Genomic DNA, 20,793 nt, shown 5'->3' with positions numbered 1-20,793 from the left:
TCGATCGCTATGATGGGCAGCCATGATCAACGTCGTCGTTGTCGAAGATGAACCGGATTTATGCAGTTCCATCGTCCGCTATCTCTCCCTGGTTGGGATGACGGTTGAACGGGCGGGATCAGGAGCGGAACTGGATCAGCTTCTCACTTCCTTTTCGCCCGACCTGTTGGTGCTTGATGTCAACCTTCCGGGAGAGGACGGCTTCTCCATCGCCGCTCGATTGCGGTCGCGCTCACGCATGGGGATCGTCATGCTGACGGCGCGGGGCCAGTTGGATGATCGGGTCCTGGGGCTGACGGCGGGCGCCGACGCCTATCTGGTCAAGCCGGTGCAGTTCCGCGAGCTGGAGGCGGTCATCCACAGCCTGACCCGGCGCCTGCGCGAAACCCAGGCCGAGGACAAGCCCGAGAACCGGGAGGACGGCAATATCTGGGGCTTCGACAGCGCCACCTGGTCGCTGATCACCCCAAAGGGCCATCAGGTTCCCTTGACCAATGCCGAATACCGGGTTTTGCAGACCCTGACCAACGACCCCGGCAGTTCCGTCACCCGTGACGAGATCGCCACGTCGCTGGGCAAGACGGTGGGCGGCTATGACGACCGCAGCATCGACGCGGTGATGGCCCGCCTGCGTCGCAAGGTGGCCTCGGCCACGGGCGAGAACCTGCCCATTCGGGCCGTCCGCTCGGTGGGATACGTCTTCGCCGCCCAGGTGGATAACCGCGTCCGCCCCGAACCTTGATTTCCCCTCGCCCTTCAGGAACCCCCAGTCATGGCCCGCACCATCGGCTCGCACGGCCCCAAGACCATGGAAGCCATCCGTAAGGCTGGGCTCAAGCTGATCTATGAACACGGCTTCGAGGCCATGAGCCTGCGCCAGCTGGCCTCCGAGGTCGGGATCCAGGTGGGGTCACTCTACAACCACATCACCACCAAGGAAGACCTGCTCTACGACCTGATCCGGGTCCATATGGACGACCTGTTCCGCCAGTTCGACGAGGTTCGGGCCGCCTGGACCGAATTGGGGCCAGTGGAGCGCATGCGGGGCTTCGTCGCCTTCCACGTCACCTACCACATCCTGCGCAAGCGCGAGGTCTTCATCGGTTATTCCGAATTGCGCAGCCTGGAGCCCAATCACTACGAAGAGATCGTCGCCCTGCGCCGCCAGTACGAACGCCACCTGATCGACATCTTGCGCCTGGGCGAGGAGCAGGGGCTGTTCAAATGCGGCGATGTCAGCGTCGCCGCCTATGGCATCCTGACCATGCTGACCGGTGTGTGCACCTGGTTCCGCCCCCATGGGCGACTGAGCAAGGAACAGGTGATCACCACTTATTCCAATCTGGTCCTGGGCGGACTGATGCATCAGGGCTGAGCGGAGATCCCGCTGTTACACCAATCCCTGGGACATGATCCCAATACCCCACCTATGCCCCATGGGTCGGAATATTGAGGAACGGATAGATCCGAGTTGGCCCGTAACCCCATGAAAAAGAAAGCCCCCGGTTATGCACCGGGGGCTAAGTCAAACAGGGAGGCTTCACGTCTAGGAGACGTAGGGTCAGAAGACCCGATCCCAAGCACAGGGCTTGGGAACTCTGTGGCGGCGAACCGCCGGAACTCGAACCCGCTGCAATGCAGCAAGTAGTGATTGCTGATGTACGGCAACTCGGGCCGTGGAACCACCCCAAATTTTCGTGCAGGGGCATGCGCCAACCGCATGACTATTGGATGCGCGATAAATTAGGCGATTCAGAGGGTCTCGGCGATCTTCGACAACAGGAAATCGCGGAAGACGGTGATGCGCTTGGAATTGCGCAATTCCTCGGGATAGACGAAGTAGGCCTCGATCTTCGGCCCCTTCAGCTCGGGCAGCACATGGACCAGATTGTCGGTCTCGCTGCTGAGGTATTCGGGCATGGCGGCGATGCCCAGCCCGCTTTTGACGGCGCGGTAGATGCCGTAGATGTTGTTGACCTCCAGCACCGGGCGGCGCGGCCGGTCGGGCGAGGCGCCCGCTTCCAGCAGCCAGTTCACATTGGAGACCGGCGCCGCCACCCGCGTGTCGTCGCCATAGACGATGATGCGGTGGCGATCCAGGTCTTCCGCCGTCAGGGGCGTGCCGTACTGATCCAGATAGCTGGGCGAGGCGTAGACGCAGTAATTCATGGACAGCAGATGGCGCTGCACCAAATCGGGCTGGCGCGGCGGCATCATGCGGATGGCGATATCGGCCTCGCGCATGGCCAGGTCAAGCTCGCCATCGAACAGCACCATGCTGACCTGGATTTCCGGATAGGCGTCCAGGAAGTCCTTGATCCGCGGCGTCAGCCACAGCGAGCCGAAGGCCACGGTGGTGGTGATCTTCAGCGGACCTTGCGCCCGTTCGCGACTTTCGGTCAGCAGGGCCTCGGTCATGGCCAGCTTGGAAAACACGTCGCGGGCGGTCTTGTAGAGCAACTCGCCCTGTTCGGTCAGGATCAGGCCGCGGGCATGGCGATGGAATAGCGGCAGGTTGAGGCTTTCCTCCAACGCGCTGATCTGGCGGCTGACCGCCGATTGGCTAAGATTAAGGACCTCACCCGCATGGGTGAAGCTCCCCGCCTCGGCGACGGCGTGAAAAACCCTCAGCTTGTCCCAATCCATGGTGACGTGACGGCTCCTGACGGAATGGGGGGTTCTTGCCCCCCTTTTATGACTTTATGCCAGTAGTCTGCCGTAACTTAATGTCCATGTCCATGCGCCGCGAGGAAACGTTCCGCTTCCAGCGCAGCCATGCACCCGGTTCCGGCAGCGGTGACCGCCTGGCGATAGATCTTGTCCTGCACGTCACCGGCGGCGAAGACGCCGGGGATGTTGGTGGTGGTGGAGCCCGGGGTGGTGATCAGATAGCCCTCGGAATCCATCTCCAGCGCGCCCTTGAACAGGTCGGTGTTGGGGGTGTGGCCGATGGCGATGAAGACGCCGTCCAGCTTGATCTCGGACAGGGCGCCGGTCTTGACGTTCTTCAGCCGCAGGCCGGTGACGCCGGGGGGATTGTCGTCACCCAGGATTTCGTCGATGACGCTGTCCCAGGCCACGGCCACCTTGGGATTGGCGAACAGCCGGTCCTGGGCGATCTTTTCGGCGCGCAAGCTGTCGCGACGGTGCACCAGGGTGACCTTGGAGGCGATGCCCGCCAGATACAGGGCTTCCTCCACCGCCGAATTGCCGCCGCCGATCACCGCCACTTCCTTGTTACGGAAGAAAAAGCCGTCGCAGGTGGCGCAGGCCGAGACGCCGAAGCCCGAGAACTTCTTTTCCGACTCCATGCCCAGCCAACGCGCCGTCGCGCCGGTGCTGATGATGACGGTGTCGCCGGAATAGGTGTCGCCGGAATCGCCCACCGCCTGGAAGGGGCGCTTGGACAGGTCGATGGAGACGATCATGTCGTCATGGAAGCGGGTTCCCACATGCTTGGCCTGTTCCTGCATCTGCTCCATCAGCCAGGGGCCCTGGATGGGCTCGGCGAAGCCGGGATAGTTCTCGACATCGGTGGTGATGGTCAACTGGCCGCCGGGCTGCAAGCCCGCCACCAGCATGGGCTCCAGATTGGCGCGCGCGGCGTAGATGGCGGCGGTGCAGCCCGCCGGACCCGAGCCCAGAATCAGAACCTTGGTGTAGTGATGCGCCATCTGTCGTCTTCCCAAAGCGGTGGTTATTTATTGCATGACAGCATAAGGAGGGGGCGCGCCGCTGGCAAGCGGCGCGCCCCCGTCACTCTGAACTCCGGCGTTACAGCTCGGAGGCGTGCTTGGCCAGGTAGTCGGCGACGCCGTTGGGGTTCGGCTTCATGCCGGCCTTGCCCTTGTTCCAGCCGGCGGGGCAGACCTCGCCATGCTCCTCGGTGAACTGCAGGGCGTCGACCAGGCGCAGGGCCTCGTCCACGTTGCGGCCCAGCGGCAGGTCGTTGACATGGGCGGACCGCACATTGCCGTTCTTGTCGATCAGGAAGGTGCCGCGCAGGGCGACGCCGCCGGGCAGCAGCACGCCGAACGACTTGGCGATGTCCTTGGTCAGGTCGGCCACCATGGGGAACTGGACATTGCCCAGGCCGCCTTTTTCCACCGGCGTGTTCTTCCACGCCAGATGGGTGAAGTGGGAATCGACGCTGACGGCGACGACCTTGGTGTTGCGCTCGGCGAAGGCCTTGACGCGGTGGTCGTGGGCCAGGATTTCCGACGGGCACACGAAGGTGAAGTCCAGCGGATAGAAGAACACCAGGCCGTAGGAACCCGCCAGATAGGACTTCAGGTTGAACGACGGATTGATCTCATTATCGGGCATCACCGCCGGCGCCGTGAAGTCGGGGGCGGGCTTGGTGACCAGAGAGATCGGGCTGATAACCGCGTCGGACATTATGGAGGCTCCCTCGAAAGGAATTATGGATGATCTGGAGGCGACGAATTTAGTCGGTTTCTCTGCCGGGCACAAGATAGAATGATTATAAGCATACCTCCAGCGTAAGACAGCGCCTCGATTTTAATCCTTAGATGAATGAGGGGATTGGGCATGCCGCCTCGCTGACGACACTTGGCGATTTTTCATGGCAACGCAGCAAAGACGGGCTTGCCGCCGGAGGGTATTGTAATATAATTTCGCAAATTCGCGGGGTTTTGGAGTTCTCTTATGCAACGGGTCAAGCTCGACCGGATCGACCGACGCATTCTTGCCGATCTGCAAGGCGACGGCCGCATGACCAATGTCGAGCTGGCCCGGCGAGCCGGAATCTCGGCGCCGCCCTGCCTGCGCCGGGTGCGTGCGCTGGAGGAGGCGGGCTTTATCAAGGGCTACCATGCCGAGGTCGATCCCGGGGCACTGGGCTACAATGTCACCGTATTCGCCCATGTCGGCCTCAGCAGCCAAGCCGAGACTGACCTGAAGGCCTTCGAGGAACTGGTCAAGGGTTGGTCCGAGGTCCGCGAATGCCACATGCTGGCGGGCGAGACCGACTTCCTGTTGAAGGTGGTGGCCCATGACTGGGACGACTATCAGCGCTTCCTCACCACCCGTCTGACCGCCGCGCCCAATATCAGCCATGTGAAGAGCGCCCTGGCCATCCGCACCTCCAAGCTGCAGCCCGGCGTTCCCATCGACGTGGACGCCGGACCCGAGCCGGACGAGGAATAGGAGGGCGGGCGAGGCTGCCCGCCCTCCGCCCCCCCTACTTGAACCCGAAGAACTCGACGATTTCCGAGGCGGCGCAGACGCCGAACGGCTTCACATGGTCGCCCGCCGTGCCGCAACGGGCGGCGGTGTCCACCGGCACCGAATGGTCGAGGCCCTGAAGGATGCGCAGTTCCACCTGATCGCCCGCCGCCCAGACCGGGGCGAAGGGCTTGGGCGGCGGCGGCGCGTCCTCGCAGGTGGCGAAGCCGGGTGCGCCCACCCGGTGCAGGCCGCCCCATTGCTGGGCAATCTGGATGGCGTTGACGCAGGCCACCGTCTTGTCATGGTCGCCCTGCCAGATGGACAGGCGCGGCCATACCGAGCGGCGCGGCAGCATGCGTTCGGCCTCGCGGGCCCAGTCATCCACCATCTTGATGCCCGCCGGTCCCTCCATGCAGCCGAAGGCGCGGCGCAGCTCATTCGGCATGGCCATATAGCCGCCCAGATTGGCGCCGATGCGCGAGCACCCCACCGCCACACCGGCAATGGAGGCTCCGGCGGCGAAATCGTCGGGATAGGTGGTCAGCATCACCAGGGCCATGCCGCCCCCCGCCGACAGGCCGACCACGAAATTATCTCCGCCGGAAATGCCGTAGATCTCGCGGGTCTTCAGCACCGCCTGGCGCAGGCGGCCGGTCTGGTTCTGCTCGTTGGCGGCCCGGCTGTCCTCGTCGAACCACCACAGGCAGCCCTGGCCCTCATTGCCGAAGGGAGCGACGAAATCCTTGAACTGGGCCACCACCAGGGCGAAACCGCGGCGCTCCGACAGGTCACGCCAGCCGCTTTCGAAGGCGAAGGTCTCGGCCTGCTGGCCGCAGCCATGCAGCAGCAGCACCACCGGTCCGGGCTTGCCCCGGGCGGCGGCGGGCACATGGGCGCGCATCTCCAGGTTCCACCACCACACCTTGCTACCCCCGGCGAAGGCCCCGGGAAGCTGTTCGAATTCGGTGGCGCGGGCGGGGGCCGAGGATAGGAACAGCGCCGCCATCAGCAGCGCCAGCACGGACCGGACCATCATTTGGCGGCAAGCTCCAACAGTTTGTGCGGCGTCGCGGCGCCAGACCCGCCCAGCATCCGGGCGGCGGCGGCGCGTTCGGCCACGGTGAAGCCGGATAGTATCCTGATCGCCTCGGAACGCGAAGAGGTCGCGACGTCAAAGCCGACTCCCGCCACCGCATACCAGCGTGCCGCCCTGGCGCGGGCCTCGTCGCCGCCCAGCGCTTCGCTAAGAACAGCCAGCAGCACCGCCGAGGGACCGTGACGCCGACGGGCCGCCAGTTCGGCCATGGGCACCGCCTTGGCCATCAGTTCCGGCACCTGGGCCATGCCCGCCGCCGAGCGATAGGCGGTGCGGCACAGCGCCAGGACCGCCTCGCCGCGGAATTCGGCATCGGGCTGTCCTTCCACCGCCGCCAGCAGCCGGTCCAGCCAGCCGGGCGAGGCCGGGTTGCCGGGGCCGAAATCCTTTTGCGCGAAGGGCATGTCGTCCAGGCGTTCGCGTCGGGCCTTGCGGTCGGTCAGCTTGGCCAGGGCCACGAAGGCACCGGCGGGATCGTCGGAGCGGATGCGGGCGCCGTAGAGCGACAGCAGGGCGGCATCGCGGGCGCCGGGCACCAGCAGGGCATCCACATCGGGCCCCAGACGCTCGGCCAGATGCAGGCTGGGGCGGCCAAGCCCGCCCAGGGCCAGGGGCTCCAGCGCCGCCAGCCCCGCCGCCAGCCGCGCCTCGTCGGCGGGCAGGGCATCGAAAGCCGTCATGACCTCGGCTGCCGCCGCCTCGGCCAGCGGGGATTTACGGGTGGCCAGGGCTCCCGCCGCATGGGCCAGCAGCCGCAGCCGCGAATGGGGGTCGGCCACCCGGGCCAGGGCCAGGGCGGCATCGGGATTGTTGCGCTTGACCTCGGAATCGATGCTGTAGGCGGCGATGGTCTCGGTCATGTCCCGCACCAGGGCGGGATCGTCGCGGATGGCGGGAGCGTCGCTAACGGCGTCCAGCGCCCTGGCGCCCTGGCCCTCGTCGGCGACATCCAGCCCGGCCGGGCCGGACTTCAGATACAGTTCCAGCAGCCGCGTCTCCTTCAGGCGGGCAGCGGGCCAGAAGGACGCTTCGGCGCAGGGCATGCCGAAGGTGATGTCCGAACCGGTCTCCAGGGCTGGCCCGCGCCCGCCGAAGCGGCGCAGCACCTCGGCCCGTATCCGGCATGAGCCCTCTTTCGCCTCAAAGCCATCGATCCTCACCTGGACATGATGGTCGGCGGCAAGGCGGCGGGCGACATAGGCGCGGGCATCCAGTTCGGCCCAGGCGGGGACGGAAAGGCCGACCAGGGCCAGACCCAGCAGAAAACAGGCGGATACGCTTTGACGAAGATACGGCATGACAGGCCCCCGAACGGAATTCGGCGGTCATGCTATCCCCGGCCGGGAGCCACCGGCTTGACTTGGGTCATGCCTGCCGCAGCAAGTCCTTGGACGGGGCGAAGAAGGCGGCGCCGGTCACGGGGCGCGAGAAGTCCATCAGACGGTCATAATTCCCATCGGCATCGGCCACCACCATGGCGTCCAGCATCTTGCGGAACGTCGCCGGATCGCGGCCATAGGCGACGAAATACAGACCGGAGTCCGAGGTGGTGCCATAGGGAAGCGAATGGCGCAGGATTTCCAGTTCCTCGCCGTCTTCCTCGATCACCACCCGGGCGATATGGGCCGAAGGCGGCTTGACCGAATCGTCCAGTTCCTCGTCGGTCTCCTTGGTGCGGCCGATGATGCCCTCCTGCTGGGGCACCGGCAGCCCCTCCCACTGGGTCAGTCCGTGAACCCAGCGTTGGATGCTGACATGGCTGCCGCCGCGGAAGTCGGCGTCCTCGTCACCCACCAGCGCCACTTCGGGCCGGTCCTCGCCCTTGGGGTTCTCGGTGCCGTCGACGAAGCCGGTGAGGTCGCGGCCGCCCTTGTGCTTGAAACCGTGAATCTCCTCGGCGACGGTGGCGCCACTCCCCAGCCGGGCCATCAGGCGTCGCGCCAGGGCGAAGTTGGCGTCATGCCGGGGCGAGTGAATATGCACGAACAGATCGGCGGGGGTGGCGGGGGCGAAGCGATCGCCATCGGCCAGCGGTGCGAAGGGAACCAACCCGGCCGGACGCTTCGGCCCCATCAGTCGCGGCCAGGCCTCGGCGCCGATGGCCACCGAGCCTACCAGCCGGGGCTCGGCGAATTCCGCCGCCACCGCCTCGACCATATCGGGAAAACCGGCGAGGATTGCACGCACCGTCCTCTCCGCCCCCGGAACCAGGGTCAGGGTCAGAAACACAGCAAAATCACCGGTCTCAGCGCAGATGGCGGATTGGGGGAGGGTCATCATCCCCCCCTCAGCCGAAGCGGACGTCGACGATCTCGTAGGACTTGGACCCACCGGGCGCCGTGACCTCGACGGTATCGCCGAGATGCTTGCCGATCAGGGCACGGGCAAGGGGCGAATGCACGCTCATGCGGCCCGACTTGATGTCGGCCTCGTGGGCGCCGACGATGGTATAGACCACCTCGTCGTCGGAATCCTCGTCGGCCAGGGTGACGGTGGCGCCGAAGCGGACCTGATCGCCCGACAGGGTGGCGATGTCGATCACCTGGGCGCGGCTGATGATGTCCTCCAGCTCGGACACCCGTCCCTCGATGAAGCTCTGGCGCTCGCGCGCCGCGTGGTACTCGGCGTTCTCCGAGAGATCGCCATGCTCGCGCGCTTCGGCGATGGCCCGGATAACCGCCGGACGTTCCACCGCCTTCAAGGTCCTCAGTTCATCCTCCAACTGGGCCAGCCCAGCCGGAGTCATCGGAATTTTTTCCATCAAGCGCCCCGCGCCATCACCTAGAACGATCCACTAAAGTACGATTGCAACGGCGCAACATCAAGCGTGCCGCAACGAAGCGCCTCGATGGCTTCCACCGCCGCCCGCGCTCCCGCTACCGTGGTGTAATGGGGAATGGTGTTGGTCAGCGCCGTGCGGCGGATGGAGAAGCTGTCCTTCACCGCCTGGGAACCGTCGGTGGTGTTGACCACCAGATGCACCTGATTGTTCAGCATGGCGTCGACGCAGTGGGGGCGGCCCTCCAGCACCTTGTTCAGGATGCTGATATCGGTGATGCCCCGATCCTTGAGATAGTTGGCGGTGCCGTCGGTGGCCATGACCTTGAAGCCCATGGCCAGCAACCTGCGCGCCACCTCGACCATGGCGGGCTTGTCGCCGTCCCTGACCGAGATGAAGACGCCGCCCTCGGTGGGAAGGTTGGTTCCGGCCCCCAGCTGGCTCTTGGCGAAGGCGCGGGCGAAATCGGAATCGATGCCCATGACCTCGCCGGTGGACTTCATTTCCGGCCCCAGCAGGATGTCGACGCCGGGGAAGCGGGCGAAGGGGAACACCGCCTCCTTCACCGCCACATGCTTCATCACCGGCCTTGTGGTCAGGCCGAACGAGGCCAGGGTCTCGCCCGCCATGACACGGGCGGCGATCTTGGCGATGGGCACGCCGGTGGCCTTGGCCACGAAGGGCACGGTGCGGGACGCGCGCGGATTGACCTCCAGGATGTAGATATCGCCGTCCTTGATGGCGTACTGGCAGTTCATCAACCCGACCACGTTGAGCGCCTTGGCCAGGGCGGCGGTCTGGCGCTCCAACTCGACGATGGTGGCGTGGTCCAGGGAATAGGGCGGCAGCGAGCAGGCGGAGTCACCCGAATGGATGCCCGCTTCCTCGATGTGCTGCATGATGCCCGCCACATAGACCTGGGTGCCGTCGCAGAGCGCGTCGACATCCACCTCGATGGCGTCCTTCAGGTAGAAGTCGATCAGCACCGGATCATCGCCCGACACCCGCACCGCCTCGTGCATGTAGCGCTCCAGCGCCTCGTGGTCGTAGACGATCTGCATGGCGCGGCCGCCCAGCACGAAGCTGGGGCGGATCACCACCGGATAGCCGATGCGCTCGGCCACCTCGATGGCCTCGGCATAGGACCGGGCGGTGCCGTTGGCGGGCTGCTTCAGCCCCAGTTCGTGCAGCAGCCCCTGGAAGCGCTCGCGGTCCTCGGCCAGGTCGATGCTGTCGGGGCTGGTCCCCAGGATGGGAATGCCCGCCTGTTCCAGGGCATGGGCCAGCTTCAGCGGCGTCTGGCCGCCGAACTGGACGATGCAGCCCAGAACCTTGCCGTTGGACTGCTCGCGGCGGACCAGATCAATGACGGTCTCGGCGGTCAGCGGCTCGAAATACAGCCGGTCCGAGGTGTCGTAGTCGGTGGACACCGTTTCCGGATTGCAGTTGACCATGATGGTTTCCTTGCCCGCTTCGTCGAGGGCGTAGGCGGCATGGACGCAGCAATAGTCGAACTCGATGCCCTGGCCGATGCGGTTGGGACCGCCGCCCAGGATGATGACCTTGTCGCGATCGGACGGATCGGATTCGCATTCGGGCGGGTTGACCCCGTCGCCCTCGTAGCAGGAATACATATAGGCGGTGGAGGACGGGAACTCGGCGGCGCAGGTGTCAATGCGCTTGAACACCGGCTTGACGTTCAGCACCTCGCGGCGGAAGGCGGTCTCGACCACGGTCTTGCCGCTCAGCTTGGACAGGCGCTGGTCGGAAAAGCCCATCTTCTTCAGCCGCAGCAGGCCGGGCGCGTCGATGGGCAGACCCTTGGCCTTGACCTCGTTCTCGGCGTCGATGATGCCCTTGATCTGGGCCAGGAACCACTTGTCGTAGAAGCAGGCGGCGTGGACCTCATCAATGGTCAGGCCCAGACGGAAGGCCTGGGCGATCACCAGGATGCGGTCGGCGCGCGGCAGGGCCAGCGCCTTCTTCACCGCATCCTTCATGTCGCCGGCGCCAGCGCCGGGAATCTCGACCTCGTCCAGGCCGGTCAGGCCGGTTTCCATGCTGCGCAGGCCCTTCTGCAGGCTCTCCTGGAAGGTGCGGCCGATGGACATGGCCTCGCCCACCGACTTCATGGAGGTGGTCAGCATGGGGTCGGCGCCGGGGAACTTCTCGAAGGTGAAGCGCGGAATCTTGGTGACCACGTAATCGATAGTCGGCTCGAAGCTGGCCGGGGTGACGCCGGTGATGTCGTTGGCCAACTCGTCCAGGGTGTAGCCCACCGCCAGCTTGGCGGCGATCTTGGCGATGGGGAAGCCGGTGGCCTTGGACGCCAGGGCCGAGGAGCGCGAGACGCGCGGATTCATCTCGATGACGGTCATGCGGCCGTCCTTGGGGTTGACCGCGAACTGCACGTTGGAGCCGCCGGTATCCACCCCGATCTCGCGCAGCACCGCGATCGAGGCGTTGCGCATTATCTGGTATTCCTTGTCGGTCAGGGTCAGCGCCGGAGCCACGGTGATGGAATCGCCGGTATGCACGCCCATGGGATCGACGTTCTCGATGGAACAGATGATGATGCAGTTGTCCTTCTTATCGCGGACAACCTCCATCTCGTATTCCTTCCAGCCGAGCACCGACTCCTCGACCAGGACTTCGTGCACCGGGCTGGCCGCCAAGCCACCGGCCACAATCTGCTCGTACTCCGCCACGTTATAGGCGATGCCGCCGCCGGTTCCGGCCAGGGTGAAGCTGGGGCGGATGATGGCGGGCAGGCCGACGAAGCCCATGGCCTCGCGCGCCTCGGCCAGGGTCTTGACTAGCTTGGATTTCGGCGATTCCAGGCCGATCTTGTCCATGGCGTCGCGGAACAGCAGGCGGTCCTCCGCCTTGGCGATGACGTCGCGCTTGGCGGCGATCATCTCGACCCCGTATTTCTCCAGCACGCCCATATCCGCCAGCTTCATGGCGGTGTTCAGCGCCGTCTGGCCGCCCATGGTGGGCAGCAGCGCGTCGGGCCGTTCCTTCTCGATGATCTTGGTGACGATCTCGGGGGTGATGGGCTCGATATAGGTGGCATCCGCCAGCCCGGGGTCGGTCATGATGGTGGCCGGGTTGGAGTTGACCAGGATGACCCGGTAGCCCTCGTCCTTCAGCGCCTTGCACGCCTGCACGCCGGAATAGTCGAACTCGCAGGCCTGGCCGATGACGATGGGCCCGGCGCCGATGATGAGGATGGACTTGATATCTGTACGTTTGGGCATGGTGCCTGCTTTGATCTGAATGTTTTCATTCAGACACGAATGAACACGGATAAACACGAATAGGTCCGAGCGAACTCATGAATATTCGTGTGCATTTGTGTTCATTCGTGTCTCAAATCCTTTAAGTCCGAAGCCTCAGCGCTTCTCCATCAACCCCACGAAGCGGTCGAACAGGTAATGGGCGTCCTGGGGTCCCGGCGAGGCCTCGGGGTGGTACTGCACCGAGAACACCGGCTTGCCGTCGACCGCGATGCCCTCGACCGACTGGTCGAACAGCGAGCGGTGGGTGACCTTGACCCCGGCGGGCAGCGATGTCTCGTCCACCACGAAGCCATGATTCTGGCTGGTGATCTCGACCCGTCCGGTGGCCAGGTCCTTGACCGGGTGGTTGGCGCCGCGATGGCCGGTGTCCATCTTGAAGGTCTTGGCGCCCAGCGCCAGGGCCAGCATCTGGTGACCGAGGCAGATGCCGAACAGCGGAACGCCCGCCTTCAGCACGCCCTGGATCATGGGAACGGCATAGTCGCCGGTGGCGGCCGGATCGCCGGGGCCATTGGAGAGGAACACGCCATCGGGCTTGTGGGCCAGCACATCCTCGGCGCTGCTTTGGGCGGGCAGCACGGTGACCTTGCAGCCCGAGGCGGCGAGGCAGCGCAGGATATTGCGCTTGGCACCGTAATCCAGCGCGACGACGTGGAATTTCGGCGATGCCTGCTTGCCATAGCCGCCGCGCAGGGACCATTCCGACTCGTCCCAGGAATAGGGCTGGGCCGAGGTGACCTCCAGCGCCAGGTCCATGCCCTCCAGCCCCGGCCAGTCGGCGGCCTTGGCCCACAGGGTGGGCAGGTCGAATTCGCCATCGGGGGCGTGGACCACCACGCCGTTGGGGGCGCCCTTGGACCGGATGCGCCGGGTCAGGGCACGGGTGTCGATGCCGCTCAGGCCGACGATATTGTTGGCCTTCAGCCACGAATCCAGATGCTTGGTCGAGCGCCAGTTGGCGGGCTCGGTGATGTCGGCGCGCAGGATCAGGCCGCGGGCCGCCGGAGTGGTGGTCTCGATATCCTCGGCATTGGTGCCGATATTGCCGATATGCGGGAAGGTGAAGGTGATGATCTGACCGGCATAGGACGGGTCGGTCAGGGTCTCCTGATAGCCGGTCATGGCGGTGTTGAACACCACCTCGCCCACATTGGAGCCGGTGGCGCCGATTCCCTTGCCCCACAGCACGGTGCCGTCGGCCAGCACCAGGGCGCCGGTGGCTCCGGGGGGACGCGGCGCGTCGAAAGACGGCACCTGGCGTTGCTGCTTCGGTGCGGTCCCGTGTTGGTTCGGCATGATGGTCCTTAAAGGCTGGCGGTTCCGACCGATGGGTCGCAGAAGGCCACCGGGTTGTCCTGCGTCGGCAAGATCCCCGGGGCTTGAGCCGCGACGGCCCCATCGGCGAATAGGTAAACGGCCGCCTTATAAAGACCGGCCGCCCATGAGTCAAGCATTCCCATCTCAGGGGGAAAATTCAATAAATTCAAATATATGGGGAGCGTGGGAGAGGCTTCCTTTCCGGCCGGTTTTGCGCTAGCCTGTCCGCTTTCCCAAAAGGGATGTGCGAGGGGGGAGACCATGCTGCGTCGGCAGTTGAACGATGCCTTGAAGACGGCCATGCTCGGCAAGGACGCCCGCTCGGTTTCGACCCTGCGCCTGATCCTGGCGGCGTTGAAGGACCGCGACATCGCGGCGCGGCCCAAGGGCCAGGCCGACGGCATCGGCGACGAGGATATCCTTCAACTGCTTCAGTCCATGATCAAGCAGCGCCGCGAGAGCATCACCATGTATGAACAGGGTGGTCGCCCCGAGCTTGCCAAGCAGGAAGCCGAGGAAATCGTGGTGATCGAGCGATTCCTTCCGGCCCAGATGACCGAGGCCGAGGTGGAAACGGCCATCCGCGCCGCCATCGATCAGACCGACGCCACCAGCGTCAAGGACATGGGCCGGGTGATGGCGAAGCTCAAGGAGGCCCATGCCGGGCGGATGGACTTCGCCAAGGCGGGGCCGGTGGTCAAGGCCCTGCTGGGGGCCTAGATTTTCCTGGGTGGACACCCCATTTCTAATAGCCCCTATCCGCTGAAGCAGGGAAACCGCGTGCATGGCGTTTCCTCCGCAATTTCTTGATGAGCTCCGCGTTCGCGTGCCGGTTTCCGGCGTGGTCGGGCGGCGGGTCAAGCTGACCAAGAAGGGGCGCGAGTACCACGGCCTGTGCCCCTTCCACAACGAGAAGACCCCGTCCTTCACCGTCAACGAGGACAAGGGATTCTTCCACTGCTTCGGTTGCGGCGCCCATGGCGATGCCATCGGCTTCGAGATGCGCATCGGCCACCTGTCCTTCACCGAGGCGGTGGAGCGCTTGGCGTCCGAGGCCGGGCTGGAAGTCCCCAAGGCGACGCCCGAGGAACGGGTGCGCGAAGCGCGTCGCGCCTCGCTGCACGATGCCCTGGAAGCCGCCTGCGCCTTTTTCGAGAAGCAACTGCGCCAGCCGGGCGGCCGCGAGGGCTTCGCCTATCTGAAGGGGCGCGGCCTGTCCGACGAGACCATCGCCCGTTTCCGCCTGGGCTGGGCGCCCGAGTCCCGCGAAGCGCTGAAATCCTCGCTGATGAGCAAGGAATGCCCGGAAAGCCTGCTGATCGAGGCCGGATTGCTGAAGAAGCCCGACACTGGCGGCGCCAGCTTCGATTATTTCCGCGGCCGGGTGATGTTCCCCATCACCGACCGCCGTGGCCGGGTGGTGGCCTTCGGCGCCCGCATCCTGGGCGACGGCCAGCCCAAATACCTCAATTCGCCGGAAACCCCGCTGTTCCACAAGGGCGGCACCCTCTACGGCCTCGCCCATGCCCGCGAACAGGCGCGCGAGCGCAACACTGTGGTGGTGGCCGAGGGCTATATGGATGTCATCGCCCTGCATCAGGCCGGGTTCCCCTTCGCGGTGGCACCGCTGGGCACGGCGGTGACCGAGGCCCAGATCGAGGAATTGTGGCGCCTGGCGCCCGAGCCGATCCTGTGCCTGGACGGCGATGCCGCCGGGCAGCGGGCCATGGCCCGCGCCCTGGACCGCGCCTTTCCCATCCTGAAGCCGGGCTTTTCCTTGCGTTTCGCCACCCTGCCCGCGCCGGAAGACCCGGACAGCCTGATCAAGGCGGGCGGCCCGGCGGCCATGCAGGCGGTGCTGGATGCCGCCCAGCCGCTGGTGGAGGTGGCATGGCGGCTGGCGGTGGACGGGCGTCCGCTGGATACGCCGGAACGCCGTGCCCTGCTGGAAAAGGACCTGCTGGAAAAGGCCTTCGCCATCGCCGACGAAACGGTGAAGTGGCAGTATGTCCGCACCCTGAAGGACAAGCTGTGGCAGGCCTTCCGTCCGGCGCGGCCCGCGCCGCAGCAGCAAAAACCGGGACCGCGCGGAACGGGGCGACGGCCGCAACCCGGCCAGACGGCGCTGCGCGGCTTCGACGGACGCATCGTCGGACTGGGGGCGCCCGGCGCCCTGCGACCGCCATTCGAAATGGCCGAAAGGGTGCTGCTCGCCTTGCTGGCGGCCAATCCGCAGCTGTTCGACCACGCTCATGAGGAGTTGGGCCGCTGCCTGTTTTCCAACGTCTTGCTTGACAACCTTCGACGCGGGATTCTAAAGCACCTTGGGGCCACGCGTGGACTGGACGCGGATGGTTTACTGGACCTTTTGCGTGCTGACGGTCAAGGCCCGGTTCTGGACACCCTGTTGGACGCCACCGAACGGCGGCTGCGGTCGGTCCGGACCTATGACGGGATCGAGGAGGCAAAGGCCCTCTGGGAGGATGTCTTCCACCATTACACCCGCAAGGATCTGCTGGCGGATGTGAACGAGGCCACCGAACGGCTGGCCCAGGGCGCGTCCCAGGCGGCCTGGACCCGGTTCGAGGCGGTCAAGCGCCACGAGGCGGCTAGCCGGTCGGACGAGGACTGAGCGGGGATAAGGCCATCGCCACCGGCGGCGGCCCGAGTGTTTTTCAAAGGGCGGATTCTTCAGGAGCATCGGTTTTCATGGCGACCAAATCGACGAATACGGCGGAAGTCTCCGAGAATCAGGACGAGGCCATGGATGGCCCCCTGCTCGACACCCTGGGTGTCGCCGTCAAGAAGATGGTGGCCCGCGGCAAGGAACGCGGCTACGTCACCTATGATGAGCTGAACGCCGCCATGCCTCCCGAGGAGGTGTCCTCCGAGCAGATCGAGGACACCATGGCCATGCTGTCCGAACTGGGCATCAACGTGGTCGAGAGCGAGGAAGGCGAGGAAGCCGCCGCCGAGGGCGCCGAGGCCGAGGCCACCGAGACTCCCGAGGGCTATTCCGGCGCGGGCAATGTGGACGAGGAGGATCTGGGCCGCACCGACGACCCCGTGCGCATGTATCTGCGCGAGATGGGATCGGTGGAATTGCTGTCGCGCGAGGGCGAAATCGCCATCGCCAAGCGCATCGAGGCCGGTCGCGAGATGATGATCGGCGGCATCTGCGAAAGCCCGCTGACGCTGCGCGCCGTGGTCGACTGGCACGACGCCCTGGTCGAGGGCAAGATGCTGCTGCGCGACATCATCGACCTGGACGCCACCTATGGCGCCGGTCCCGGCGCCGAACTGTCGGAAGAGGACCTGGAGCGCGGCCCCGACGAGATTCCCGCCGTCGAGGGTGCCGTCGCTCCGCCCGCCGAGGAGACCGAGGAGCGCGAGGCCCCCGAGGGAGGCGAGCCCGGCCCAGAGGGCGAGGCGGAAGGCGAAGCAGAGGACGGCGAGGAGAATTCCATTTCCCTCGCCGCCATGGAAACCCAGCTGATGCCGGTGGTGCTCGAGACCTTCGAGGCCATCGCCGCCACCCATCACAAGCTGGAGAAGGTCCAGGACCAGCGTCTGGCGCTGCTGTCCAAGGGCGAGGCGGTGACGCCCGCCATGGAGAAAAAATACGACAAGCTGAAGCTGGAACTGGTGCGGCTGATGGATGGCATCCATCTCAACAACGCCCGCATCGAGCAACTGGTGGAACAGCTGAACGGCCTCAACCGCCGTCTGATGACCCAGGAAGGCCGCCTGCTGCGTCTGGCCGAGTCCTGCCGGGTCAAGCGCCAGGACTTCCTGGACGCCTATTACGGCTCGGAGCTGGACCCCAACTGGCTGGAACAGGTGGCCGTCCGCTCCAAGCAGTGGAAGGATTTCGCCGCCAAGCACGCCAAGGAAACCGGCGATATCCGCTCGGCCATCGGTGAAATCTCGGCCGAGGCCGGGCTGCCCATCAGCGAATACCGCCGCATCGTCCAGACGGTGCAGCGCGGTGAGCGCGAGGCCAGCCGCGCCAAGAAGGAAATGATCGAGGCCAATCTGCGCCTGGTGATCTCCATCGCCAAAAAGTACACCAATCGCGGCCTGCAGTTCCTCGACCTGATCCAGGAAGGCAATATCGGCCTGATGAAGGCGGTGGATAAGTTCGAATACCGCCGCGGCTACAAGTTCTCCACCTATGCCACCTGGTGGATCAGGCAGGCCATCACCCGCTCTATCGCCGACCAGGCCCGCACCATCCGTATCCCGGTGCACATGATCGAGACCATCAACAAGCTGGTGCGGACCTCGCGCCAGATGCTGCACGAGATCGGCCGCGAGCCCACCCCCGAGGAACTGGCGGAAAAGCTCTCCATGCCGCTGGAAAAGGTCCGCAAGGTCCTGAAAATCGCCAAGGAGCCCATCAGCCTGGAGACTCCCATCGGCGACGAGGAAGACTCCCATCTCGGCGACTTCATCGAGGACAAGAACGCGGTGCTGCCGCTGGACGCCGCCATCCAGGCCAATCTGCGCGAAACCACCACAAGGGTGCTGGCCAGCCTGACGCCGCGTGAGGAGCGGGTGCTGCGCATGCGCTTTGGCATCGGCATGAACACCGACCACACCCTGGAAGAGGTGGGCCAGCAGTTCAGCGTGACCCGCGAACGTATCCGCCAGATCGAGGCCAAGGCCCTTCGGAAGCTGAAGCATCCGTCGCGCTCGCGCAAGCTGCGCTCGTTCCTGGACACCTGATCGCCCAAGCCTTGCATTCCCCCGGCCAATCATTATGGTCGGGGGCCGGTGGGGCCTGTAGCTCAATGGTTAGAGCCGGCCGCTCATAACGGTCTGGTTGCAGGTTCGAGTCCTGCCGGGCCCACCAAACTCCCTTCCGGTCCTCAGAATTCCTGAAGCACAGCGTTTACAAGGCCTCCATGACCTCGACGTGAGCTACTTTGTAGGTTACAAACGAGGTCATGAAGGAGATGCCGTCCATCACCGTGCAGACGCAGCGAGGGCGATTCCACTACTACCAGCGCCGCGTCCCCCAAGACATTCTGCGGAATGTCGATGCCGATACCCGCGCCTCGGTGCTGGGGACGAGTTCGGCCATGATCAAACGCTATCTGGGCGACAATAAGCGCGAGGCTCTTAAGAAGGCTGCCGAGCTATGGGGTGCCCAAAATGACCTGTTTGACCAACTTCGCGGCAAGGGCACGTCCAAGCCCACCGTCGAGGTTACAGACGCAGTTCTGGAAGCCATTGCATGGCGGGTGTTCAAGGATGCCCGCGAAGCTCTCGAGGAAGGCGCCCGGTCCAAGCCCACCTTGAATTTGGTGTCGCTGGCCGAAGGTTTTGAGATCACCACTGACCCGTGGCGAGACGGCCTGAACCATGACGACTGGAGCCGCGATACGCTGGCAAGGGTCGCCTATGAATTGCGACAGCATGACATCGAACTGCCCGAGGAAAGTCCACGTTTCATTCAGGCACGGGGGTTAATCGCAACCGCAATTCTGGAGGCTCACAAGGCCGCCCTAGGCCGCATTCGTGGCGAGCCCGAAGATGCGACCAGCCTTCCCCGACGTGACCCAGGTGCCGCTCTTGTAGCGCCACCGGACGACGATTCACTGCCCGTGACTGAAATTCACCGCCGATGGGAAGTGGAGCGGGCACCGCAACCGCGAACCGCCATGGAATGGAAGACCACCTTCACCTTGTTCGTGCAAGTGGTCGGGGATAAGCCTGTCGCACAAGTGACCGGGGTTGATGTTCGGGCATTCAAGGACGCGCTTTTATTGATGCCAACCTCCATGACCAAGCGTTATCCCGGCAGGACCCTGCCCGAAGTGGTCGCACAAACTCAGCAGGACGATTCCATCGCCCGCGTCACTCCAGCGACCATAGGTAAGTACCTGAATGCCCTGAAGTCAGTGTTCGCCTGGGCCGTCGCCAACAGCTACGTCCCAAGCAATCCCGCCTCCGGGATTACCGTGAACCGCAAGGGCGGTAGCAAGACCCGCCTGTCCTTCAATGCCGACGATCTCGCTAAGCTGTTCGGTTCTCCCATCTACACCGCCAACGAACGTCCCAGGGCCGCCGGGGGTGAGGCGGCCAAGTGGCTGCCATTGCTGGGCTTGTTTACTGGCGCTCGGCTGGAGGAGTTGGGGCAATCCTTAGCCTCGGACATCCGCTATCAGGACGGCATCTGGTACATCGACATCAACGAATTAGACCACCGCAAAAGCCTAAAGACACAAGGCAGTCGCCGACAAATCCCCCTGCACCCAAACTTGATTCGCTGCGGCTTCCTGGGTTACGTCGCGCAATGCCAAGGCGGCTCGCTATTCCCGCTTTTGAAGCCCGACCAGTACGGCAAGATCACCGGCAACTGGTCGAAATGGTTTAATCGCTACAAGCGCGATGTTGGCGTGATCATCCCACCCAAGGCGATGAAGGACTTCCACTCCTTTCGTCACGGCTTCAAGGATGCCTGTCGAGCGGCTCGCATCGGTGAAGAGGTGCATGATGCACTGACCGGCCATACCGGCGGCGGGATCGGACGCCGATATGGCAGCGAGAAGGTGCCCCTCGATGTTAAGGCCGAAGCGATAGCCAAGGTTTGGTTTGAGGTGGACCTCGACCACCTCTACGGGGGCGTCACTGTGGAACTTTAGATGAATGCGGGATAGTAGCGGCGGCGGGCTGGTGCGAGCAACCCGCCGCCGGGCTGGATAGGGTCAGTGCGTGCGGTGTTCCTTTCGGCAGATCATCTCCAGGTTCTCAGGAAGCAAGTTCATCGGGTTCCGATCCCGATAGGTCACCCGGTCACCAGGGCGGGCCTTAGTGATCAAGCGGGCCACACTGATGGGAGCTTTCCGCCCATCGGAACGGTCGGTGGGGTGGATCGAGGGGTAGAGCCGCCCCTTTCCATCTGTGTTAGCGTACCAGTTCCGCCAGCCATCAGCAGTGATGACGTCATAGTCGGCTTTGAGAATGATGGCCGTCATGCCGCGTGTGAGTTCTACACAGGCAATCTCCCGGCCATGGGTGTCGAGATCGAAGGTGGTTTTACGTTTCGGGTTCATGTGTCCTCCATACAAAGAAAAACCCCCGGCCAGGACGGCGCGGGGGCG

At 64.6% G+C, this 20,793-nt stretch carries 17 protein-coding genes and 1 tRNA gene; 8 read left to right on the top strand and 10 right to left on the bottom strand.

Annotation, left to right across the window (positions count from 1 at the left end; all coding sequences use genetic code 11):
* The first annotated feature begins 22 nt into the window (after window positions 1-22).
* Together A6A04_RS11890 and A6A04_RS11885 are read left to right on the top strand one after the other, a co-directional pair.
* The gene (locus tag A6A04_RS11890) at window positions 23-742 is read left to right on the top strand and encodes a response regulator transcription factor (protein WP_068493153.1); all 720 of its coding nucleotides are present in this window, start codon (window positions 23-25) and stop codon (window positions 740-742) included.
* 30 nt (window positions 743-772) lie between these two features.
* Window positions 773-1,375 (top strand): TetR/AcrR family transcriptional regulator, encoded by a 603-nt coding sequence (locus tag A6A04_RS11885; RefSeq protein ID WP_068493152.1) that lies wholly within the window; start codon window positions 773-775, stop codon window positions 1,373-1,375.
* Between the two features lie 377 nt (window positions 1,376-1,752).
* On the opposite strand, the gene A6A04_RS11880 is transcribed toward A6A04_RS11885, so the two are convergent.
* The 3 genes from A6A04_RS11880 to A6A04_RS11870 all read right to left on the bottom strand — a co-directional run bounded on the left by A6A04_RS11880 (window position 1,753) and on the right by A6A04_RS11870 (window position 4,398).
* Complete coding sequence (locus tag A6A04_RS11880; protein WP_068493150.1) at window positions 1,753-2,646, bottom strand: LysR family transcriptional regulator; 894 nt, start codon at window positions 2,644-2,646, stop codon at window positions 1,753-1,755.
* A 77-nt stretch (window positions 2,647-2,723) separates the two neighbouring features.
* Window positions 2,724-3,674, bottom strand: coding sequence for a thioredoxin-disulfide reductase (gene trxB, locus A6A04_RS11875; RefSeq protein ID WP_068493148.1), 951 nt, complete (start codon window positions 3,672-3,674; stop codon window positions 2,724-2,726).
* A gap of 100 nt (window positions 3,675-3,774) precedes the next feature.
* Window positions 3,775-4,398, bottom strand: a complete 624-nt coding sequence (locus A6A04_RS11870) for a peroxiredoxin (RefSeq protein ID WP_068493146.1) — start codon at window positions 4,396-4,398, stop codon at window positions 3,775-3,777.
* A 270-nt stretch (window positions 4,399-4,668) separates the two neighbouring features.
* Between A6A04_RS11870 and A6A04_RS11865 the strand changes: the two genes are divergently transcribed.
* Entirely contained in the window at window positions 4,669-5,169 is a 501-nt protein-coding gene (locus A6A04_RS11865) for an Lrp/AsnC family transcriptional regulator (RefSeq protein WP_068493143.1), read from the top strand.
* A 34-nt stretch (window positions 5,170-5,203) separates the two neighbouring features.
* On the opposite strand, the gene A6A04_RS11860 is transcribed toward A6A04_RS11865, so the two are convergent.
* The 6 genes from A6A04_RS11860 to carA form a co-directional block, all read right to left on the bottom strand.
* On the bottom strand, window positions 5,204-6,226 hold the full coding sequence (locus A6A04_RS11860) for an extracellular catalytic domain type 1 short-chain-length polyhydroxyalkanoate depolymerase (protein WP_068493141.1): 1,023 nt from the start codon (window positions 6,224-6,226) through the stop codon (window positions 5,204-5,206).
* Window positions 6,223-7,584, bottom strand: a complete 1,362-nt coding sequence (locus A6A04_RS11855) for a hypothetical protein (protein ID WP_068493139.1) — start codon at window positions 7,582-7,584, stop codon at window positions 6,223-6,225. The genes A6A04_RS11860 and A6A04_RS11855 overlap by 4 nt, the downstream gene beginning before the upstream one ends.
* Before the next feature lie 67 nt (window positions 7,585-7,651).
* Window positions 7,652-8,566 (bottom strand): Dyp-type peroxidase, encoded by a 915-nt coding sequence (locus A6A04_RS11850; protein WP_245651179.1) that lies wholly within the window; start codon window positions 8,564-8,566, stop codon window positions 7,652-7,654.
* Window positions 8,567-8,573: 7 nt separating this feature from the next.
* Entirely contained in the window at window positions 8,574-9,047 is a 474-nt protein-coding gene (gene greA / locus A6A04_RS11845) for a transcription elongation factor GreA (RefSeq protein WP_068493137.1), read from the bottom strand.
* Window positions 9,048-9,067: 20 nt separating this feature from the next.
* Window positions 9,068-12,325 carry a carbamoyl-phosphate synthase large subunit gene (gene carB / locus A6A04_RS11840; RefSeq protein ID WP_068493135.1) on the bottom strand — a complete coding sequence of 1,086 codons (3,258 nt, stop codon included), beginning with the start codon at window positions 12,323-12,325 and terminating at the stop codon, window positions 9,068-9,070.
* Window positions 12,326-12,460: 135 nt separating this feature from the next.
* A complete protein-coding gene (carA, locus tag A6A04_RS11835; protein WP_068493134.1) occupies window positions 12,461-13,663 on the bottom strand; it encodes a glutamine-hydrolyzing carbamoyl-phosphate synthase small subunit in 1,203 nt (400 codons plus the stop codon).
* A gap of 282 nt (window positions 13,664-13,945) precedes the next feature.
* Here carA and A6A04_RS11830 point away from each other — a divergent pair, with 282 nt between their 5' ends.
* From A6A04_RS11830 to A6A04_RS11810, 5 genes are all read left to right on the top strand, one after another.
* Window positions 13,946-14,404, top strand: coding sequence for a GatB/YqeY domain-containing protein (locus A6A04_RS11830; protein WP_068493132.1), 459 nt, complete (start codon window positions 13,946-13,948; stop codon window positions 14,402-14,404).
* Window positions 14,405-14,468: 64 nt separating this feature from the next.
* Window positions 14,469-16,316, top strand: coding sequence for a DNA primase (dnaG, locus tag A6A04_RS11825; RefSeq protein ID WP_068493130.1), 1,848 nt, complete (start codon window positions 14,469-14,471; stop codon window positions 16,314-16,316).
* A gap of 77 nt (window positions 16,317-16,393) precedes the next feature.
* Entirely contained in the window at window positions 16,394-18,412 is a 2,019-nt protein-coding gene (gene rpoD, locus A6A04_RS11820; protein ID WP_068493128.1) for an RNA polymerase sigma factor RpoD, read from the top strand.
* A 51-nt stretch (window positions 18,413-18,463) separates the two neighbouring features.
* Window positions 18,464-18,539: transfer RNA gene (locus A6A04_RS11815), tRNA-Ile, on the top strand.
* Window positions 18,540-18,633: 94 nt separating this feature from the next.
* A complete protein-coding gene (locus tag A6A04_RS11810) occupies window positions 18,634-20,334 on the top strand; it encodes a site-specific integrase (protein WP_068493126.1) in 1,701 nt (566 codons plus the stop codon).
* Window positions 20,335-20,397: 63 nt separating this feature from the next.
* Here the strand turns inward: A6A04_RS11810 and A6A04_RS11805 are convergent.
* The coding region (locus A6A04_RS11805; RefSeq protein WP_216636101.1) for a hypothetical protein at window positions 20,398-20,793 on the bottom strand (396 nt) is incomplete at its 5' end.

Source organism: Paramagnetospirillum marisnigri (assembly GCF_001650715.1).
GTDB classification, from domain to species: domain Bacteria; phylum Pseudomonadota; class Alphaproteobacteria; order Rhodospirillales; family Magnetospirillaceae; genus Phaeospirillum; species Phaeospirillum marisnigri.
This window is presented reverse-complemented; position numbering and strand designations above follow the sequence as displayed.